The organism is Streptomyces sp. NPDC086080 (genome assembly GCF_044540255.1).
In the GTDB taxonomy this organism is placed as follows: Bacteria; Actinomycetota; Actinomycetes; order Streptomycetales; family Streptomycetaceae; genus Streptomyces.
The window spans coordinates 132,150-147,920 of sequence record NZ_JBITRU010000009.1 but is presented as its reverse complement, the minus strand read 5'-3'; the positions used below and the strand labels follow the sequence as shown (position 1 = coordinate 147,920).

Sequence of the window (15,771 nt, the reverse complement as noted above, 5' to 3'; positions counted from 1 at the left end):
GCCGCCCGGGGGACGGACCCACGGACGAAGCCGGCCCGGGTTCCGGGCCGGCTTCGTACAGGTCTCCGGCGGCTGACCGGACGCGCTCCGGTCAGCGACCGCGGGCGTCCGCCTCCAGCGACGGCACCCTGGGGTGCGGCATCGCGTGCGCCATGTCGACGGGAGTGTCCGGTGCCTGGCGGCGGACGAGATCACGCGCCTGGTCCCAGGCGGTCAGCAGCCGGTCCTCCATGGCGTAGTCGAACCGGGCGTTGTAGGTCGGATAGGCCTCGGCGGTGACCGGGTTCGCGGTCAGCCAGGCGACGGTCTCGGCGAGGGCGTCGGCGGCCGTGACGACCTCGCGGTAGCCCAGCAGCCGCTTGGCGCGCGAGGCATCGACGAGGACGTGCGGGCGGGCCGTGGGGGAGAGCAGCTCACCCATGGCGGAGGGGGCGAGTTCCGACGGGATGCCGACGAACTCCAGCTCCGCGCCGAGCAGCATGGCGATGCTCTCCGCCCACTGACGCGTGGTCTGCTGGTCGTCGTCGGCGACGTTGAACGCCTCGCCCGCGGCGGCCGGGTTGCCGACCGCGGACAGCAGCACCTCGGCGGCGTTGCGGGCGGCGCACCGGGTCACGATCCACAGTCCGGCGTCGGGAAGGATCATCCGGCGTCGGCCGTCCGCGATCCGCTTCATGACGGCCCACTCCCACGGCACGATGTTGCGCGGCCCGTAGATCTGGGAGTAACGGACCATCGTGGCGGCGTACGCGCCCTCGGCGCCGAGCCGGAACACCTCCCGCTCGGCGGCCACCATCTTCGCGGCGAAGGGCGCCACGGGCTCATGGGCATCGGCGAGGGTGCCGTCCTCGCGGGCGAGCAGCCGCATGCCGTAGGGCCGGGTGGCCTCCGGCTCGAAGAAGCCGCGGTACACGGGGACGCCGCCGACCCCGATGAACTGCCCGCACCTACCGGCGAACGCCTGCGCGACCGCCCTGAGCCGTCCGTAGGCGGCCAGGACGACGTCCCAGGTGCGGTCGCCGATCGCCGCGTCGAGGGTCTCGCGGAAGTGCGGATCGGCGTGGAGGTGGCGGACGTCGGGCAGCTCCGGCGGTTCGTGGACCCCGCGGTGGAGGATCTCGACCTCGTACCCGCGCTCCAGCAGGCCCGTGAGGAGGTGCGGCCCGCTCGGACCGGTGCCGCCGACGACGAGGGCGGTAGGGGAGGACTTCATAACCATACGTTAATTGGTTTACGCTGTCGGTGCCACTGATCCCCCGCATCGGTGCAGACCGCAGGAGGAACCATGCCAGGACCGCTGAGCGGGTTGTCGATCGTCGAACTCGGTGGTCTCGGCCCGAGTGCCTTCGCCACCATGCTGATGGCCGACCTCGGCGCGGACGTGATCCGCGTCGACCGGGCGCGGGCCGCGCACGGCGGTGTCGAGGCGGCTGCCGAGCCGAGGTTCGACCTGCTCAACCGCGGCAAGCGGTCCCTCGCCCTGGACCTGAAGAAGCCCGAGGCGGTGGAGATCGTCCTCCGGCTCGTCGAGCGGTCGGACGCGCTGACCGATCCCTTCCGCCCCGGCGTCGCCGAACGGCTCGGGCTCGGCCCGGACGTGTGCCTGGCCCGCAACCCCAGGCTGGTGTACGCCAGGATGACCGGCTGGGGCCAGGAGGGCCCGCTGTCCGCGACCGCGGGCCACGACATCAACTACATCGCCCTCACCGGAGCCCTGCACGGCATCGGCAGCGCCGGCGGGCCGCCGCAGATCCCGGTCAACTACGTGGGCGACTTCGGCGGCGGCGCCACCTACCTCGTCATCGGCCTCCTCGCCGCCCTGCGGGAGGCCGCGGCCACCGGCGCCGGTCAGGTCGTCGACGCCGCGATCGTCGACGGCGTCTCCCACCTGCTCTCCAGCACCCACGCGATGTACGCCGGGGGTATGTGGCAGGACCGTCGCGGGGTGAACGTCCTCGACGGCGGCGCGCCCTTCTACTCCGTCTACGAGTGCGCCGACGGCGGGTACGTCGCGGTCGGCGCGGGCGAGGGCAAGTTCTACGCCGAACTGCTGCGCCGGCTCGGTCTCGACGACGATCCGCGTCAGCAACTAGACGAGTCGCGCTGGCCGGAGCTGCGCCGCCGGATGGCCGCGGTCTTCGCCACCCGCACCCGCGACGCGTGGGCGGCGGAGTTCGAACAGACCGACTGCTGCGTGACCCCGGTCCTCGGCCTCACCGAGGCCGCCGACCACCCCCACATCCGGTCCCGGCGGTCGCTGCGCAGGCGCGACGGGGTCCTCCAGGCCGGCACGGCACCTCGTTTCTCGGGCTCGGAGCCGCACGACCCGACCCCGCCGCCCCTGCCGGGACAGCACAGCCACGACATCCTCACCTCGCTCGGGCTCGACGCCGGCCGGCTGGTCGAGACGGGCGTGGTGAGCGCAGGCCCCGCACCACAGGACACGACGAAGGAGCAGTGATGACCAGAGCAGTGATCGACACGAGCAAGTGCGTGGGCCACGGCCAGTGCGCGATGATGGCGCCCGACGTCTTCGACCTCGACGCCGGCGGCTACGCCGAGACCGTCGTCGGCGAACTCACCGGCGACCAGCGCCGGGACGCCGAGACCGCGGCCCTGGCCTGCCCCGAACAGGCCATCCGCATCGAGGACTGAGTGGGCTCTATCCTTCTCGGCGTGAACTCCCCTCACGGTCAGGCGCAGCCCACCTTCCGCGACATCCTGCGGGCCCGGCTCGTCGAGCAGGACACGATCCCGCCCGACGCCGCCGACCGCACCGACCTGGTCTTCGACCTGACCAAGTTCTTCAACCGGCTCGGCCAGGACGCCGAGTCGGTGCACCGCAGGCTGGGCTGGAGCTGGGCCGGGTTCCGCTTCATGAACCTGCTCTGGGCTGCCGGACCTCTTGAGGCCCGGCAGCTCACCCGGCTGTCCGGGGCCTCGCGGGCCGCCACCTCGGCCGTTTTGAACACCCTGGAACGCGACGGGCTGATCCGCCGCGACCGCAGCGAGAGCGACCGCCGCCAGGTGCTCGTCTCGCTCACCGACGAGGGCGCCTCCCGGCTCCTGGAGGGCCTGCGCGCCCAGGCCGAGCGGGACAGGGCCTGGTTCGCCGTGCTCTCTCCCGAGGAGCAGCGGCAGCTCGGCAGCCTCCTGACGCGCCTGGCCGACCAGCCCACGCCGTGACGCGGGGCTCGGCGGCTCGGCTCACGCGATGACGCGTGGCTCGGCCGCCCGGCTCGTGTGGTGACGCGTGGCCCGGCCGGGCCGGCTCAGGCCGCCACGCGGGCCCGTGTGCGAGCCGGTGGGAGCGACTGTCGCGCGCATGTCGGAAAAGCCCGCCGAAATCCGCGCACACCAGTAACCAATCAATGCTTGTTTAATTCCCTCGCCCTGTGCCACAGTGAGCCCGATCGCGACTGCGGTCCGCAACGGACGGACACCGCGATTCGATCCCCGCGAGGACAGGGAGCACGATGACACACGTCCAGGAGAAACTCCGTTCGCACCCGAGCCCCGGACACCGGACGGACCTGGCCCACCTCCACCGCGAGATGCTGCGCATCCGGATGTTCGAGGACCGCGCCGCCGCGCTCTACCGCGACGGTGTGATCCGCGGGTTCGTGCACCTTTCGGTCGGCCAGGAGGCGGTGCCCGTCGGGACCGCCGCGGCCCTGCGGCCCGACGACGTCATCACCTCCACCCACCGGGGGCACGGACACGTCCTGGCCAAGGGCCTCGACCTCACCGGCGCCTTCGCCGAACTCTTCGGCCGGGAGACCGGTACCAACCACGGCCGCGGCGGCTCCATGCACATCGCCGACCCGGCCCTGGGCATCTTCGGTGCCAACGGCATCGTCGGCGCCGGAGTGCCGATCGCGGCCGGAGCCGCCACCGCCGCACTGCTGCGGCGCGACGGCAAGGTCGCCGTCAGCTACTTCGGCGACGGCGCCACCAGCACCGGCGCCTTCCACGAGGGCGCCACCCTCGCCGGCGACTGGCGGCTGCCGCTGATCCTGCTCTGTGAGAACAACCAGTTCTCCGAGTTCTCCAGCACCCATCTGAAGGCACCCGGCCTCATGGAGGCGCGTGCCGCCGCCTACGGCATGTCCTTCCACCGTCTCGACGGCAACGACGTGACGGAAGTGGCGGACGCCATGGAGGACATCGTGGCGGCGGTACGCCGCGGCGAGGGCCCGGCGTTCGTCGAGGCCGTGACGTTCCGCGCGCGCGGCCACTACGAGGGCGACCCGCTGAAGTACCGCGACAAGGAGCTCGCGGCGGCCTGGGCCGAGCGCGACCCGATCCTGCTCGCCGAGGAGAGGCTGCGGGCGGGCGGCGCGAGCGACGCCGACATCGCGGCCGTGCACGCGTCGGTGACCGAGGAGATCGAGCGGGCCGAGTCCGCCGCGAAGGCCGGACCCGAACCGTCGGCCGCCGACCTCTTCGCGTACATCCGTCCGCCCGCCAGGACCGTCACCGAGCCCGCGCTGCCCGCCGACGCCGAACCGGTCCGCTACAGCCGCGCGGTCAAGGCCGCCCTGCGGCACGAACTGGAGCACGACCCGTCGGTCTTCGTGGCCGGCATCGACGTCGGTGAGGGCGGCAACGTCTTCGGCCTGACCCGTGGCCTGGCCGCGGACTTCCCGGGCCGGGTGCGCGACACCCCGATCGCCGAGAGCGCCATCATCGGTGCGGGCGTGGGCGCCGCCATGGCGGGCATGCGGCCGGTGGTGGAGATCATGTACTCCGACTTCGTCGCCGTCTGCCTGGACCAGATCATGAACCAGGCCGCCAAACTGCGCTACATGACCGGCGGCAAGGTGAGCGTGCCGCTCACCATCCGTACCCAGTTCGGCGCCGGACGCTCCTCGGGCGCCCAGCACTCCCAGGCGATCGAGGCGCTCCTCGCGCACATCCCCGGCCTCCAGGTCGTGATGCCCTCGACCCCGGCCGACGCCTACGGACTGCTGCGCAGCGCCATCCACGAGGACGGCCCGGTGGTCGTCATCGAGCACCGTCTCCTCTACGAGAAGTCCGGCCCGGGGTTCTCGCCCGACCACGTCGTCCCGATCGGCAAGGCGAAGGTGCTCCGCGAGGGCACCGATGTGACCGTCGTCAGCGTGTCGCGCATGGTGCGCGAGAGCCTCGCCGTCGCCGAGTCGCTGGCCGCCGAGGGCATCTCGGTCGAGGTCGTGGACCTGCGCACCGTGGCCCCCATCGACTGGGAGACCGTCCTGGGCTCCCTCGCGAAGACCAATCGGCTGGTGATCGCGCACGAGGCCGTCCTCGACTTCGGTATCGGCGCGGAGATCGCGGCCCGGGCCGTCGACGAGGGGTTCTGGACCCTTGACGCCCCCGTGGTGCGTGTGGGGGCGCCTTTCAGCCCCGCACCCTATGCCCCCGCCCTGGAGAAGCAGTGGGTGGTCGGGCAGCGCGACATCGAAGCCGCGATCCGCAGAATCCTCGCCGTCTAGGCCGGCCGGGCGGGCCGTACCGGCCCTCCGGCACGGCGGGCATTGCGACAGGAGAGACGTATGACGAACAGCCCGGCCGCCGCGCCGACGTCACCCCGCACGGACGGGAAGTACGCCCGTCTGCTCAGTCCGGTGACCATCCGCGGCAACGTACTGCGCAACCGCATGATCACCACGGGCCACAGCATCATGGCCCCCTGGCACCCGGCGGGCGACGAGACGACCTACGTCGACTACTGCCGCCGCCGGGCCAGGGGCGGCGCCGCCCTGCTCATCGCCCAGCCCGTCAATGTCGAGCCCTTCCACGACTGGCCGTGGCCGGTGGTGGACCGGCTCAAGCGGCTGGCCGACGCCGTGCACGAGGAGGGTGCACTGGTCGCTCCGCAGGTGGTGAACTTCGGCCGCCAGATCGGCTCGCACGTGCTCCTCGAGGAAAGGGCGGAGTGGTCGTTCAACGGCGGCCAGGACGAGTACGGCGAAGCCGCGCACCGGATGACCGCCGCCGAGGTGCAGCTGACGGTCGACGCCTTCGGCCGGCTGGCCGAGGTGTTCCGCGAGGCCGGCCTGGACGGGCTCGAACTGCACGGCGCCCACGGCTACCTCCTGCAACAGTCCTACAGTCCCTGGGGAAACGGCCGCGACGACGAGTGGGGCGAGCAGCTGGCCTTCTCGACCGCGGTGCTCGAGGCGGTCCGCTCGGGACTCGGCGACGACAAGATCCTGGGCTGGCGGATGACCGCCGACGACCATCTGCGCGAGGACGAGAACGGTCTCACCCCCGAGGAACTCCAGGACGTCGCGAGGCGCCTGGTGGACACCGGCCACATCGACTTCATGAACCTCTCCATCGGCACCAAGGCGCCGGCGTACTCCCAGCCCTCGGTTGCCTCCTTCCGCTACCCCAAGGGCTACGACCTGGAACTGGCCAGGGGCCTGCGGGACGCGATCGGCGCCCGGGTGCCGGTGGTGGGAGTGGGCGGCATCGTCGACCCGGACATGGCCGAGCAGGCGCTGGCCGACGGGATGTGCGACCTGATCGGCATGACCCGCGGCTTCCTCTCCGACCCGGACATGGGCGTGAAGATCCTGCGCGGGGACGAGGACCGCATCCGCACCTGTGTGCGGGTCGCCGAGTGCAACAGCCGGCGTGTGGACGGCAAGGTCGTGCAGTGCTGGCACAACCCCGAATTCGGCCGTGAGGCACGGTTCGCCGCCGTCCCCGCGCCGACGCGGCGCAAGCGCGTCCTCGTCGTGGGCGCAGGCGTCGCCGGTCTCCAGGCCGCCGAGGTGGCCGCCAAACGGGGGCACGAGGTGCGGATCGTCGAGGCGACCGACCGGCCGGGCGGCCGGCTGCGCACCCTCCTCGGCACCCGGGCCACCGAAGCGTTCGGCACCGTCGACCACCTGGTGGGCGAGCTGCGGCACGAGGGCGTCGAGGTCGAGTACGGACGCCGGCTCACCGCGGCCGACATCCGGGCGGCGGACGTCGACGAGGTCGTGGTGGCCACCGGTGCCGCGCACGACCTGGCCGCCCACGGCCTGGACCGCCCGGGGATCGTCACGGTCGACGACGCGATCGCGGACGGCCTTCCCGAGGGGGCGAAGGTGCTGGTCGTGGACCGCACCGGTCACAACCCGGCCGGTGTGGCGGTCGAGAAACTGGCGCTGGAGGGCCATGAGGTCGTCTACATCACCCCGTTCGACCGGCTGGTCACCAACAGCGGTTACAACCACCGGCTCGACTACCAGGACATCTTCCGCCGGTCGCCGCTCATCACGGCGACCACCTTCAGGGACCTGAGGTCGTTCGAGAACGGAACGGCCACGCTCATCGACCCCGACGGTGTCGAGAGCCGGCTGACCGGCATCGACGTCGTCGTGGCCGCGGTGCACACCGTGCCGCGGGACGAGCTGGTCCACGAACTCGAGGCACTCGGCGTCACCGCGCACACCTGCGGTGACGTGATCGCCCCTCGCGGCGTCACCACCGCCACCCGCGAGGCCACCCTGCTGGCGCAGACCTTCTGAGTACGCCTTCCGAACACGACCGGCCCGGCCCGCGACCCGGCGGCCCGGGCCGCCCACCCCGCACGGACCGGACCGGTCCGACATCCGTGGAACCCGCTCGACCCTTCAGCCGCGCGAACGCGGAGGGAGAGCGGCCAACGCTTTCACACCTTTTTTCCTGAACACGTAGGAGACAGTCATGCACCGTTCCGCGAAAATCGCCGCCGCGACGCTCGCCCTGAGCCTTCCGCTCACCGCCTGCGGGGGCGGCGACGCCTCCTCCGCGGCGGGCGCCGAAGGCCCCATCAAGATCATGTCGATCGCTTCCTTCGAGAGCTCCGTGTACTCGATTCCCCAGCTGGAGACCGCCATCCAGGCGTCGGTCGACGCGGTGAACAAGGAGGGCGGGATCGACGGCCGCAAGCTCAAGGTCTCCTTCTGCAACGACAAGTTCGACCCCAACGAGGCCACGGCCTGCGCCCAGCGCGCGATCAGCGAGGGCGTCGCGGCGGTCGTCGGCGGCATGACACCGCACACGGCCGCGCTCGCGCCCGTCCTGGAGGCCGCGAAGATCCCGTTCATCGGCCCCGGTGGCGGTGACGGCACCGCGGAGAGCGAGCAGGCCGCGTTCTACCCGATCAACGCCGGCTCGAGCGCCTTCGTCATCGCCGCCGGCCGGCTGGCCGCGGAGCGCGGCGGCGAGAAGGTCGTCGTGGTCCCCGCGGACAACGCCTCCAGCCGCGCCTCCGTCAAGCAGGCCGAGAAGGGCATCAAGAGCGCCGGCGGTTCCGCGACCGAGGTCGTCGCCCCGCTCACCGCGGCCGACTACAACCCCACCGCGCTCAAGGTGCTCGACCAGAAGCCCGACGGGATCGTCATCACCGCCTCCGGCGACACCGCGACACGCATTGTGTCCGCCCTGCGCGAGAACGGGTTCAAGGGCCCCATCACCGGCCCGGCGTCGATCGTCAACCCGGCCTCGATCAAGGCGCTCGGCGACAAGGCGGAGGGCATCGTGCTCGCCGGGCGCGGCCTGCCGGCGGCGTACACCGAGAACAAGATGATCGCGCAGTTCAACAAGGAGGTGCACGCCCTCGACGCCGACGCGCCCATCGACGACATCAGCCTCAACGGCTGGCTCTCCGTGCGCGCCCTGCCCGGCATCCTGGGCGGCAAGAAGGTCACCGACGGACAGTCGGTCATAGACGCCCTCTCGGACATCGCCGAGCCGGTGGACCTGTTCGGCATCTACCCCGACTACCCGGGCCTCGGTGGCACGCCGCCGCACAAGGAGTTCCCGCGCGTCGCGGTGTTCGAGGTGATGCCGAGCACCATCAAGGACGGCAAGATCGTCCCGGACGGAGAGTTCTTCGACCCGCTGAAGGGCTGACCCGGCGGGGCGGGACATGACGGCGGACGGCCGGTGGGCGCAGTGGCCACCGGCCGTTCGCATGCGCTGTTCATCCGGCCCCGGACGGTGACGGCCGGAGGACGGAACGGACACGGCGGCCGGCGGGCGGGGAGTGGTGACGCACTGTCGGTGGTGGGGACCGGTCCGGGCGATGTGGCTTTCCCGGACGGGGCCGGGAGTGGGTCCGGGTGGGTGGTTCTCCGGGATGCGGTACGTCTGGCGGGGCGGACGAGCCCCGCGCATGGGGGAGGCGCCATCCGAGGGTGCTGCCCGCCGTGCGCCGGGCTCGTACGGCACGCGTCCGCGCCGTCACCGGGCGGGACGGAGGAACACAACTGGTGACGGACGGGACGGGCCGGGGATCTCCCCGGGCCCCGTCCCGTCCGTCACCGTGTGCGGGACCAGGCGTTCCGCGTGATCCCTTCGCCGTCGGGGGTTCTCCGGCGGCCGGAGCCGGAGAACACCGAGGGGGCGGTGCGGCCGACGGACCGGGGCTGCCGGGATCTCCCCGGTGTCCCGCGTTCCGTCGACCGCCCGCCCCCTCGGTGCGCCGGGCCCGTCAGGCCAGTGACCCCCCGTCGACGACCAGCTCGGCGCCGGTGGCGTACGAGCCGAGTTCGGAGACGAAGAAGTAGACGGCCCGGGCGATCTCCTCCGGCCGGCCCATCCGGCCCATCGGGATCGCCGCCTCCACGGAGGCGACCCGTTCGGGGTCCCGTTCCGTGATGCCGGCGATCATCGGGGTGCGCACCAGCCCGGGCAGCACCGTGTTGACCCGTACACCGTGCGGTGCGAGCCGGCGCGCGGCGACCCGGCTGATCCCGCGCACCCCCCACTTCGTGCTGACATAGGCGAGGTCCGGGCTCTGCGCCGGCGGCATCGCCGCGCCGGAGGCGATGTTGACGATGGAGCCCCGGCCCTGCTCGCGCAGGTGTGCGCCGATGATCTGGACCCCGAGGATCACTCCGAGCTGGTTGACCGTGGCGGTGCGGTGGAACAGGACCGGGTCGGGCGGGCTCTCCAGGAGGTACTCGCTCTTGACGCCGGCGGCGGCCACCAGGCCGTACAGCGGACCTAGGCGGTCCACGGCCGCGGTCAGCAGGGCGTCCCAGGACTTCGGATCCCCGACGTCGTGGTGGACGTACAGGCCGTCCAGCTCGGCTGCCAGCCGCTCACCCTCCGCGCGCTGCAGATCGGCGACGACCACCCGGTAGCCCTGTTCGGTCAGGTACCGGCAGGTGGCCGCGCCGATGCCACTGGCGCCCCCGGTGACGACGACGGTGTTCACGGTCACGGTCACGCCTCGAGCGGGTTGAAGAAGTCGCCCTCGCGGACCACCTTGCCGTCCTTGACGGCGCTGCCGACGGTGGCGAACTCCGGTACCCGGGGGTAGGTCTTGGAGTCCGGGGTCGCGGGCACGCCGGTGTAGTCCGGGGCGGTGCCGAGCTCGATCGGCTTGTCGACGGCGTCGAAGGCCGCGATCACGGAGGCGCCGTCGGTGATCTCATGGCCCTTGAGCACCTCGGCCAGCAGGTACATGCCGGTCCAGGCGTTGAGGGCGAGATCGTCGGTCTGGGCCTTGGGGTCCTCCTTCTTCATCTGTGCCAGGAACTCCTTGACCTGGGGGATGTCGGTGGACGTGGGCGGCACCACCCGGCTGGTCATGCGGACGCCCTCGGCGAAGTCACCCAGCGCCTCCAGGCTGGCCGGCGGGAAGAGGGAGCCGGGAGCGGTGATCGCGCCCTTGTAACCGGACTGGCGCAGGCTCTTGACCACCTTCAGCGCGTCCTCGGTGACGACCTGCAGGGCGATGGCGTCCGGCTTCAGCTGCAGGGCGCGGGCGACGGTCGCGGAGACGTCCGGGGCGCCCAGCTTCATGGTGACCTTGGTCATTTTGGCGCCGGCCGACTCGGCGCCCTGGATGCTCAGGTCGGCGCCGGTCTGCGAGCCCTCGTTGTCGGAGGCGATGACGACGGTGGAGGAACCGGCCTGGGCGGCGAGGCGCCCGGTGCCGATCGACATGCCGGGTGCACCCGCGTTGACGGGGAAGGAGATCTCGCTCTGCAGTTCCGCCGCGCCCGAGCTGGCGCTGCCGGCCACCAGCGGGATCTTCGCGGCCTCCAGGACCGGGAGGAACTGGGGCGAGAAGGGAGAGGCGCCGCCGATCACGGCGTGGACGCCGCCCGACACGGCGCGCTGGGCACAGGAGGTGGCCTCATTGGGGTCGAACTTGTCGTTGCAGATCGTGAGCTCGACCTCACGTCCGTCGATGCCGCCGTTCCCGTTGATGTCGGCGATTTTCGCCCGCAGCGCCGTCTCGACCTGAGGGGTCGAGAAGACGGGCGTTTCGAAGGAGCCGATCGACATGAGCTTGATCGGGCCCTCGTCGGCAGCGGCGGAATCCGCCTCGGAGCCGCCGCACGCGGCCACGGAACCGAGGACGAGAGTGGATACCGCGAAGGTGGAGAACAGACGTCGCTTCATGAGGGTCCTTGCCCTAGGAGAGAGAGTCCTTGCCACGCATAACGAAACGCGGTTAGGTTAAACATGTACAGCTTGTTACTTCAAGGGATGCGTACACGTCATCTCTCGGAGTAATTCGGCCGTGCACGCCCCTTGCGCTCCATCTGAAGGCAGCGTAAAACCAAACAGCGTTTACTACGCTGTGTGTGCCGCCATCCACCATCCGGTATCGGCACACCCGGCTCCACCACCGCTGAGGGAGATGACGTGACTGCAGTCGCCCACACCGAGCCCGGCACGGCGCGAGCCGCCGCCCTGCGGGCGACGTCGCTCGTCGCCGGCTACGGCGATCTCGCCGTCGTACGCGGGCTGGACCTCGAGGTCCGCGCCGGTGAGATCGTCGCGCTGCTCGGGCCCAACGGCGCCGGCAAGTCGACCACCCTGCTGACGCTCGCCGGCGAGCTGCGCCCGCTGGGCGGGGAGATCGACTGGTTCGGCGAACCGCTCACCGGCGGCCTGCACAAGCGCGCAGCGGCCGGCCTCGGCTTCGTGCCCGAGGAACGCTCCGTCATCATGTCGATGTCGGTGCGGGACAACCTGCTCCTCGGCAGCGGCGGCCTCGAGCCCGCCGTCGAGGTCTTCCCCGAACTGGGCAGACTGCTCGACCGCCGGGCCGGACTCCTCTCCGGCGGCGAACAGCAGATGCTCACCCTCGGCCGCGCGCTCGCCCGGCGGCCGAAGGTCCTGCTCGCCGACGAACTCTCCCTGGGCCTGGGACCGATCGTGGTCGACCGGCTCCTCGCGGCACTCCGCGAAGCGGCCACCACGCTGGACATCGGTGTGCTGCTCGTGGAGCAGCAGGCACGCCGGGCCCTCGGTGCCTCCGACCGGTGGTACCTGATGCGCCGAGGCGAACTCGTCGCCAGCGGCGACTCCGCCGACGGCGACGAGGAGATCCGGCGCCGTTACCTCTCCGACCACGACAGCGCCGACTGACGCGCTCGACCCGGCCTCACCACTCACAGGAGACACCTCCATGGACATACTCCGGTATGTGCTCATCGGCCTGGGTGCCGGTGCGCTCTACGCGCTGATCGCCCAGGGGCTGGTACTGGTCTACCGCGGATCCGGCATCCTGAACTTCGCCCAGGGCGGCTTCGTCATGGTCGGCGGCTACGCCTACTACCAGGCGGTGGTGGGCTTCTCGCTCCCGCGCTGGCTCGGCCTGGTCTTCGCCGTCGTGGTGGGCGCGGTCCTCGGCACCCTGGTGCAGCTGCTGATCCTCAGACCGATGAAGGAAGCCTCGGCACTGCTGAAGGTCATCTCGACCCTCGCCGTGCTGATGGTGCTGACATCCGCCGCCGTCCTCATCTACGGCAGCGACCTCAAGTCGGCCCCCTCGCTGCTGCCGACCAACGGCATCCAGGTCGCCCCCGACGTCTACGTCGGCGCCGACCGTATGATCCTCTTCCTCCTCGGCGCCGCCTCCACCGCCGCGCTCTGGTACCTCTACCGCCGTACGACGTTCGGCCGTGCCACCGGCGCGGTCGCCGAGAACGTCCGTGTCGCCGCGAGCCTCGGGCACTCCCCGGAGCGGATCGCGACCGTCAACTGGGCCCTGGGCGCCGGCCTCAGCGCGCTCGCGGGCGCGCTGATCGCGCCGATCACCTACCTGCAGCCGCAGGTCCTCGCCATGCTGGTGATCCCCGCCCTGGCCGTCGGTCTCATCGCCAACTTCAACTCCTTCCCGATCGTCTTCGCCGGAGCCATCGGCCTCGGTGTCGTCGAGTCCCTCCTGGCCCGCTACGTCAGCGCGCCCGGCTGGTCGGCCAGCGTGCCCTTCATCATCGTGGTCGTCGTCATGGTGCTGCGCGGACGCGGCATCCCGCTGCGCAGCCACGTGCTCGACCGCATGATCGACGTCGGGTCCGGCAAGGTGCGGATCATCCCGACGGTCGTCGTCACCGCGGTCATGGCCTGGCTGGTCTCCTCGGTGTTCGACCTCGCCTGGACCAACGCCGTCACCGTCACCATGGGCTTCGCGATCCTGTGCGTGTCCATCGTGCTCGTCACCGGCTACGCCGGGCAGCTCTCGCTCGCCCAGTACGTGCTGGCGGGCTTCGGCGCCCTGGTCGCCGCCCGTCTGGTGGCCGACCTGAAGTGGCCCTTCCTCGCCGCCCTCGTGGGCGCCGTGGCCGTCACCGCGCTGCTCGGTGTACTGGTGGCACTTCCGGCCCTGCGTACCCGCGGCATCAATCTGGCCATCGTCACCCTCGGCCTCGCCGTCGTCATCTACAACATCGTCCTCAACAACAGCGACTACAGCGGCGGCACCAGCGGCATCGTCGTCCCGCCCATCGAGATCTTCGGGCTGAACGTCAGCGGCCTGCTGGAACCCGGTCACTACGCCGTGATGGCGCTCCTGCTGCTGGTGCTCGTGGCGGTCGGCGTCCTCAACCTGCGCCGCGGCGCCGTCGGCCGGCGGCTGCTCGCCGTGCGGAGCAACGAGCGCGCGGCGGCCTCGCTGGGCGTCAGCGTCTTCGGAGCCAAGCTGTTCGCGTTCGGCGCGGCGGCCGGCATCGCGGCCATCGCCGGTGTGGTGCTCACCTTCCGCAGCTTCAGCGTGGTGACCGTCAACTTCGACACCTTCAACTCCATCGTGGTCGTCGCCATGACCGTGGTGGGCGGCGCCGGATATGTCGGCGGCGGTGTCATGGGCGGCACCCTGATGCCGTCCGGCGTCGGCTCGGAACTGTTGTCCGGCATCCACTCGATCGAGTCCTGGCTGCCGCTGATCAGCGGCCTGATGCTGCTGGTCATCCTGGTGCAGAACCCGTCCGGGCTGTGGCAGGTCAACGTCGAACTGGTCAAGGGCGTCGGACGCAAGCTGCGCCGCGGGAAGGCCGCACCGGCCGCCGACACCGCGGACGTCGAGGCGGCCGAGGCCGTCACGGCGGATCCGGTGCCGGCCAAGCGGCTCACCGTCTCCGGGGTGCGGGTGCGCTTCGGCAACGTGGTCGCCGTCGCCGACGCCACGTTCACCGTGGAACCCGGCACCGTGCACGGCCTGATCGGCCCCAACGGCGCGGGCAAGACCACCGTCATCGACGCCGTCAGCGGCTTCGTCCGGACCGAGACGGGCACCGTCGACCTCGACGGCACCGACCTCACCCGCCTGACGCCCCAGAAGCGGCTGAAGGCCGGTCTGGGACGCTCCTTCCAGTCCCTGGAGCTGTTCGAGGACCTCACCCTGCGTGAGAACCTCGCCATCGCCAGCGAGCACTGGAGCCCCCTGAAGTACGGTGCCGACTTCGTGCGGCCGGGCCGTATCCAGCTCAACGGCGTGGCGCTCGCGGCGGCCCGCGAGTTCAACCTGCTCGGCGAGCTCGACCTGAAGCCCGGCGAACTCTCCATGGGCCACCGACGCCTCGCGGCGATCGCCCGCGCCGTCGCCAGTACCCCCTCGGTGCTCTGCCTCGACGAGCCCGCCGCCGGCCTCAGCGACCCCGAGGCCCAGCACCTGGCCACGCTGCTGCGCCGCCTGGCCAAGGACTGGGGCATGGGCATCCTGCTGGTCGAGCACAACATCGACATGGTGCTCGCCGCCTGCGACGAGGTGACCGTGCTGACCGCCGGGGCCGTCCTCGTCAACGGCAGCCCCGAGGAGGTCCGCAACGACCCGCGGGTGCTCAGCGCCTACCTCGGGGGCGGGACCGACGAGCCCGGCGAGGGCGATGCGTCCGGCGGGACCGACGGCCCGCAGGACACCGCGGAGCCGGCCGGCCGGCGCGACGGCGATCTGGTCGGGGAGCACAGCTGATGAGCGGGGGCGGGGGCACGGCCCGCCGGGTCGTGCCCGCCCGTCTCGCCCACGTGGTGCTCCGCACTCGTCGCTTCCGGCCGGTGCTCGACTGGTGGGCCGACCTGCTCCAGGCGGAGGTGGTGTTCGAGAACGAGTTCATCGGTTTCCTCACCTTCGACGACGAACACCACCGGATAGCGGTCGTCGCGCCGCCGGGCCTCGGCGGGCCCGCCGAGCAGGCGGCGGGCCTGGACCACATCGCGTTCACCTACGCGGGCCTGGCCGACCTGGTCGCCACGTACGAGCGGCTCAAGGCCGGGGGCACCGTCCCCACCTGGGCGGTCAACCACGGCCCGACGCTGTCGCTCTACTACCAGGACCCGGACGGGAACCGGGCCGAGCTGCAGATCGACCGGTTCGCCGGCACCGAGGAGGCGACCGCGTTCCTGCGCTCGCCGGCCTTCGCCCGGCACCCGGTCGGTCACGGCGTGGACTTCGAAGACCTGGCCCGCCGCCTCCACGAGGGTGAGGACGAGGCCGTGCTCACGGCCTACCGCTACGACCACGAGAACGCCTGAGCCGTGCCGGGCACACCGGTCTGGGAGACAGGA

General features: G+C 71.5%; 12 protein-coding genes. 9 read left to right on the top strand and 3 right to left on the bottom strand.

From position 1 onward, the window contains the following. Nucleotides 1–91: 91 nt before the first annotated feature. Nucleotides 92–1,213, bottom strand: coding sequence for a hypothetical protein (locus ACIF9R_RS14215; RefSeq protein ID WP_399978883.1), 1,122 nt, complete (start codon nt 1,211–1,213; stop codon nt 92–94). Nucleotides 1,214–1,285: 72 nt separating this feature from the next. Between ACIF9R_RS14215 and ACIF9R_RS14210 the strand changes: the two genes are divergently transcribed. From ACIF9R_RS14210 to ACIF9R_RS14185, 6 genes are all read left to right on the top strand, one after another. Further along, nucleotides 1,286–2,461 (top strand): CaiB/BaiF CoA transferase family protein, encoded by a 1,176-nt coding sequence (locus tag ACIF9R_RS14210; protein WP_399978881.1) that lies wholly within the window; start codon nt 1,286–1,288, stop codon nt 2,459–2,461. Continuing rightward, a complete protein-coding gene (locus ACIF9R_RS14205; RefSeq protein WP_399978878.1) occupies nt 2,461–2,655 on the top strand; it encodes a ferredoxin in 195 nt (64 codons plus the stop codon). Before ACIF9R_RS14210 ends, ACIF9R_RS14205 begins: the two co-directional genes overlap by 1 nt. Nucleotides 2,656–2,676: 21 nt before the next feature. Next, nucleotides 2,677–3,186 (top strand): MarR family winged helix-turn-helix transcriptional regulator, encoded by a 510-nt coding sequence (locus tag ACIF9R_RS14200; protein WP_399978876.1) that lies wholly within the window; start codon nt 2,677–2,679, stop codon nt 3,184–3,186. A gap of 290 nt (nt 3,187–3,476) precedes the next feature. Then, nucleotides 3,477–5,477 carry a thiamine pyrophosphate-dependent enzyme gene (locus ACIF9R_RS14195; RefSeq protein WP_399978873.1) on the top strand — a complete coding sequence of 667 codons (2,001 nt, stop codon included), beginning with the start codon at nt 3,477–3,479 and terminating at the stop codon, nt 5,475–5,477. 60 nt (nt 5,478–5,537) lie between these two features. Beyond that, nucleotides 5,538–7,505: an FAD-dependent oxidoreductase gene (locus ACIF9R_RS14190; protein WP_399978870.1), complete on the top strand. Its 1,968-nt coding sequence runs from the start codon at nt 5,538–5,540 to the stop codon at nt 7,503–7,505. A 178-nt stretch (nt 7,506–7,683) separates the two neighbouring features. Next, on the top strand, nt 7,684–8,874 hold the full coding sequence (locus ACIF9R_RS14185) for an ABC transporter substrate-binding protein (RefSeq protein ID WP_399978868.1): 1,191 nt from the start codon (nt 7,684–7,686) through the stop codon (nt 8,872–8,874). A 580-nt stretch (nt 8,875–9,454) separates the two neighbouring features. Here ACIF9R_RS14185 and ACIF9R_RS14180 read toward each other — a convergent pair. Both ACIF9R_RS14180 and ACIF9R_RS14175 read right to left on the bottom strand, forming a co-directional pair. After that, nucleotides 9,455–10,195 carry an SDR family NAD(P)-dependent oxidoreductase gene (locus tag ACIF9R_RS14180; RefSeq protein WP_399978865.1) on the bottom strand — a complete coding sequence of 247 codons (741 nt, stop codon included), beginning with the start codon at nt 10,193–10,195 and terminating at the stop codon, nt 9,455–9,457. After that, the gene (locus ACIF9R_RS14175; RefSeq protein ID WP_399978862.1) at nt 10,192–11,379 is read right to left on the bottom strand and encodes an ABC transporter substrate-binding protein; all 1,188 of its coding nucleotides are present in this window, start codon (nt 11,377–11,379) and stop codon (nt 10,192–10,194) included. The genes ACIF9R_RS14180 and ACIF9R_RS14175 overlap by 4 nt, the downstream gene beginning before the upstream one ends. A gap of 246 nt (nt 11,380–11,625) precedes the next feature. On the opposite strand from ACIF9R_RS14175, the gene ACIF9R_RS14170 reads away from it, so the two are divergent. The 3 genes from ACIF9R_RS14170 to ACIF9R_RS14160 are packed head-to-tail and all read left to right on the top strand — an operon-like array spanning nt 11,626 to nt 15,738. Then, nucleotides 11,626–12,354: an ABC transporter ATP-binding protein gene (locus ACIF9R_RS14170; RefSeq protein ID WP_399978859.1), complete on the top strand. Its 729-nt coding sequence runs from the start codon at nt 11,626–11,628 to the stop codon at nt 12,352–12,354. 40 nt (nt 12,355–12,394) lie between these two features. After that, a complete protein-coding gene (locus tag ACIF9R_RS14165; RefSeq protein WP_399978857.1) occupies nt 12,395–15,178 on the top strand; it encodes an ATP-binding cassette domain-containing protein in 2,784 nt (927 codons plus the stop codon). Beyond that, nucleotides 15,178–15,738, top strand: a complete 561-nt coding sequence (locus tag ACIF9R_RS14160) for a VOC family protein (protein ID WP_399978854.1) — start codon at nt 15,178–15,180, stop codon at nt 15,736–15,738. The genes ACIF9R_RS14165 and ACIF9R_RS14160 overlap by 1 nt, the downstream gene beginning before the upstream one ends. Nucleotides 15,739–15,771 lie beyond the last annotated feature (33 nt).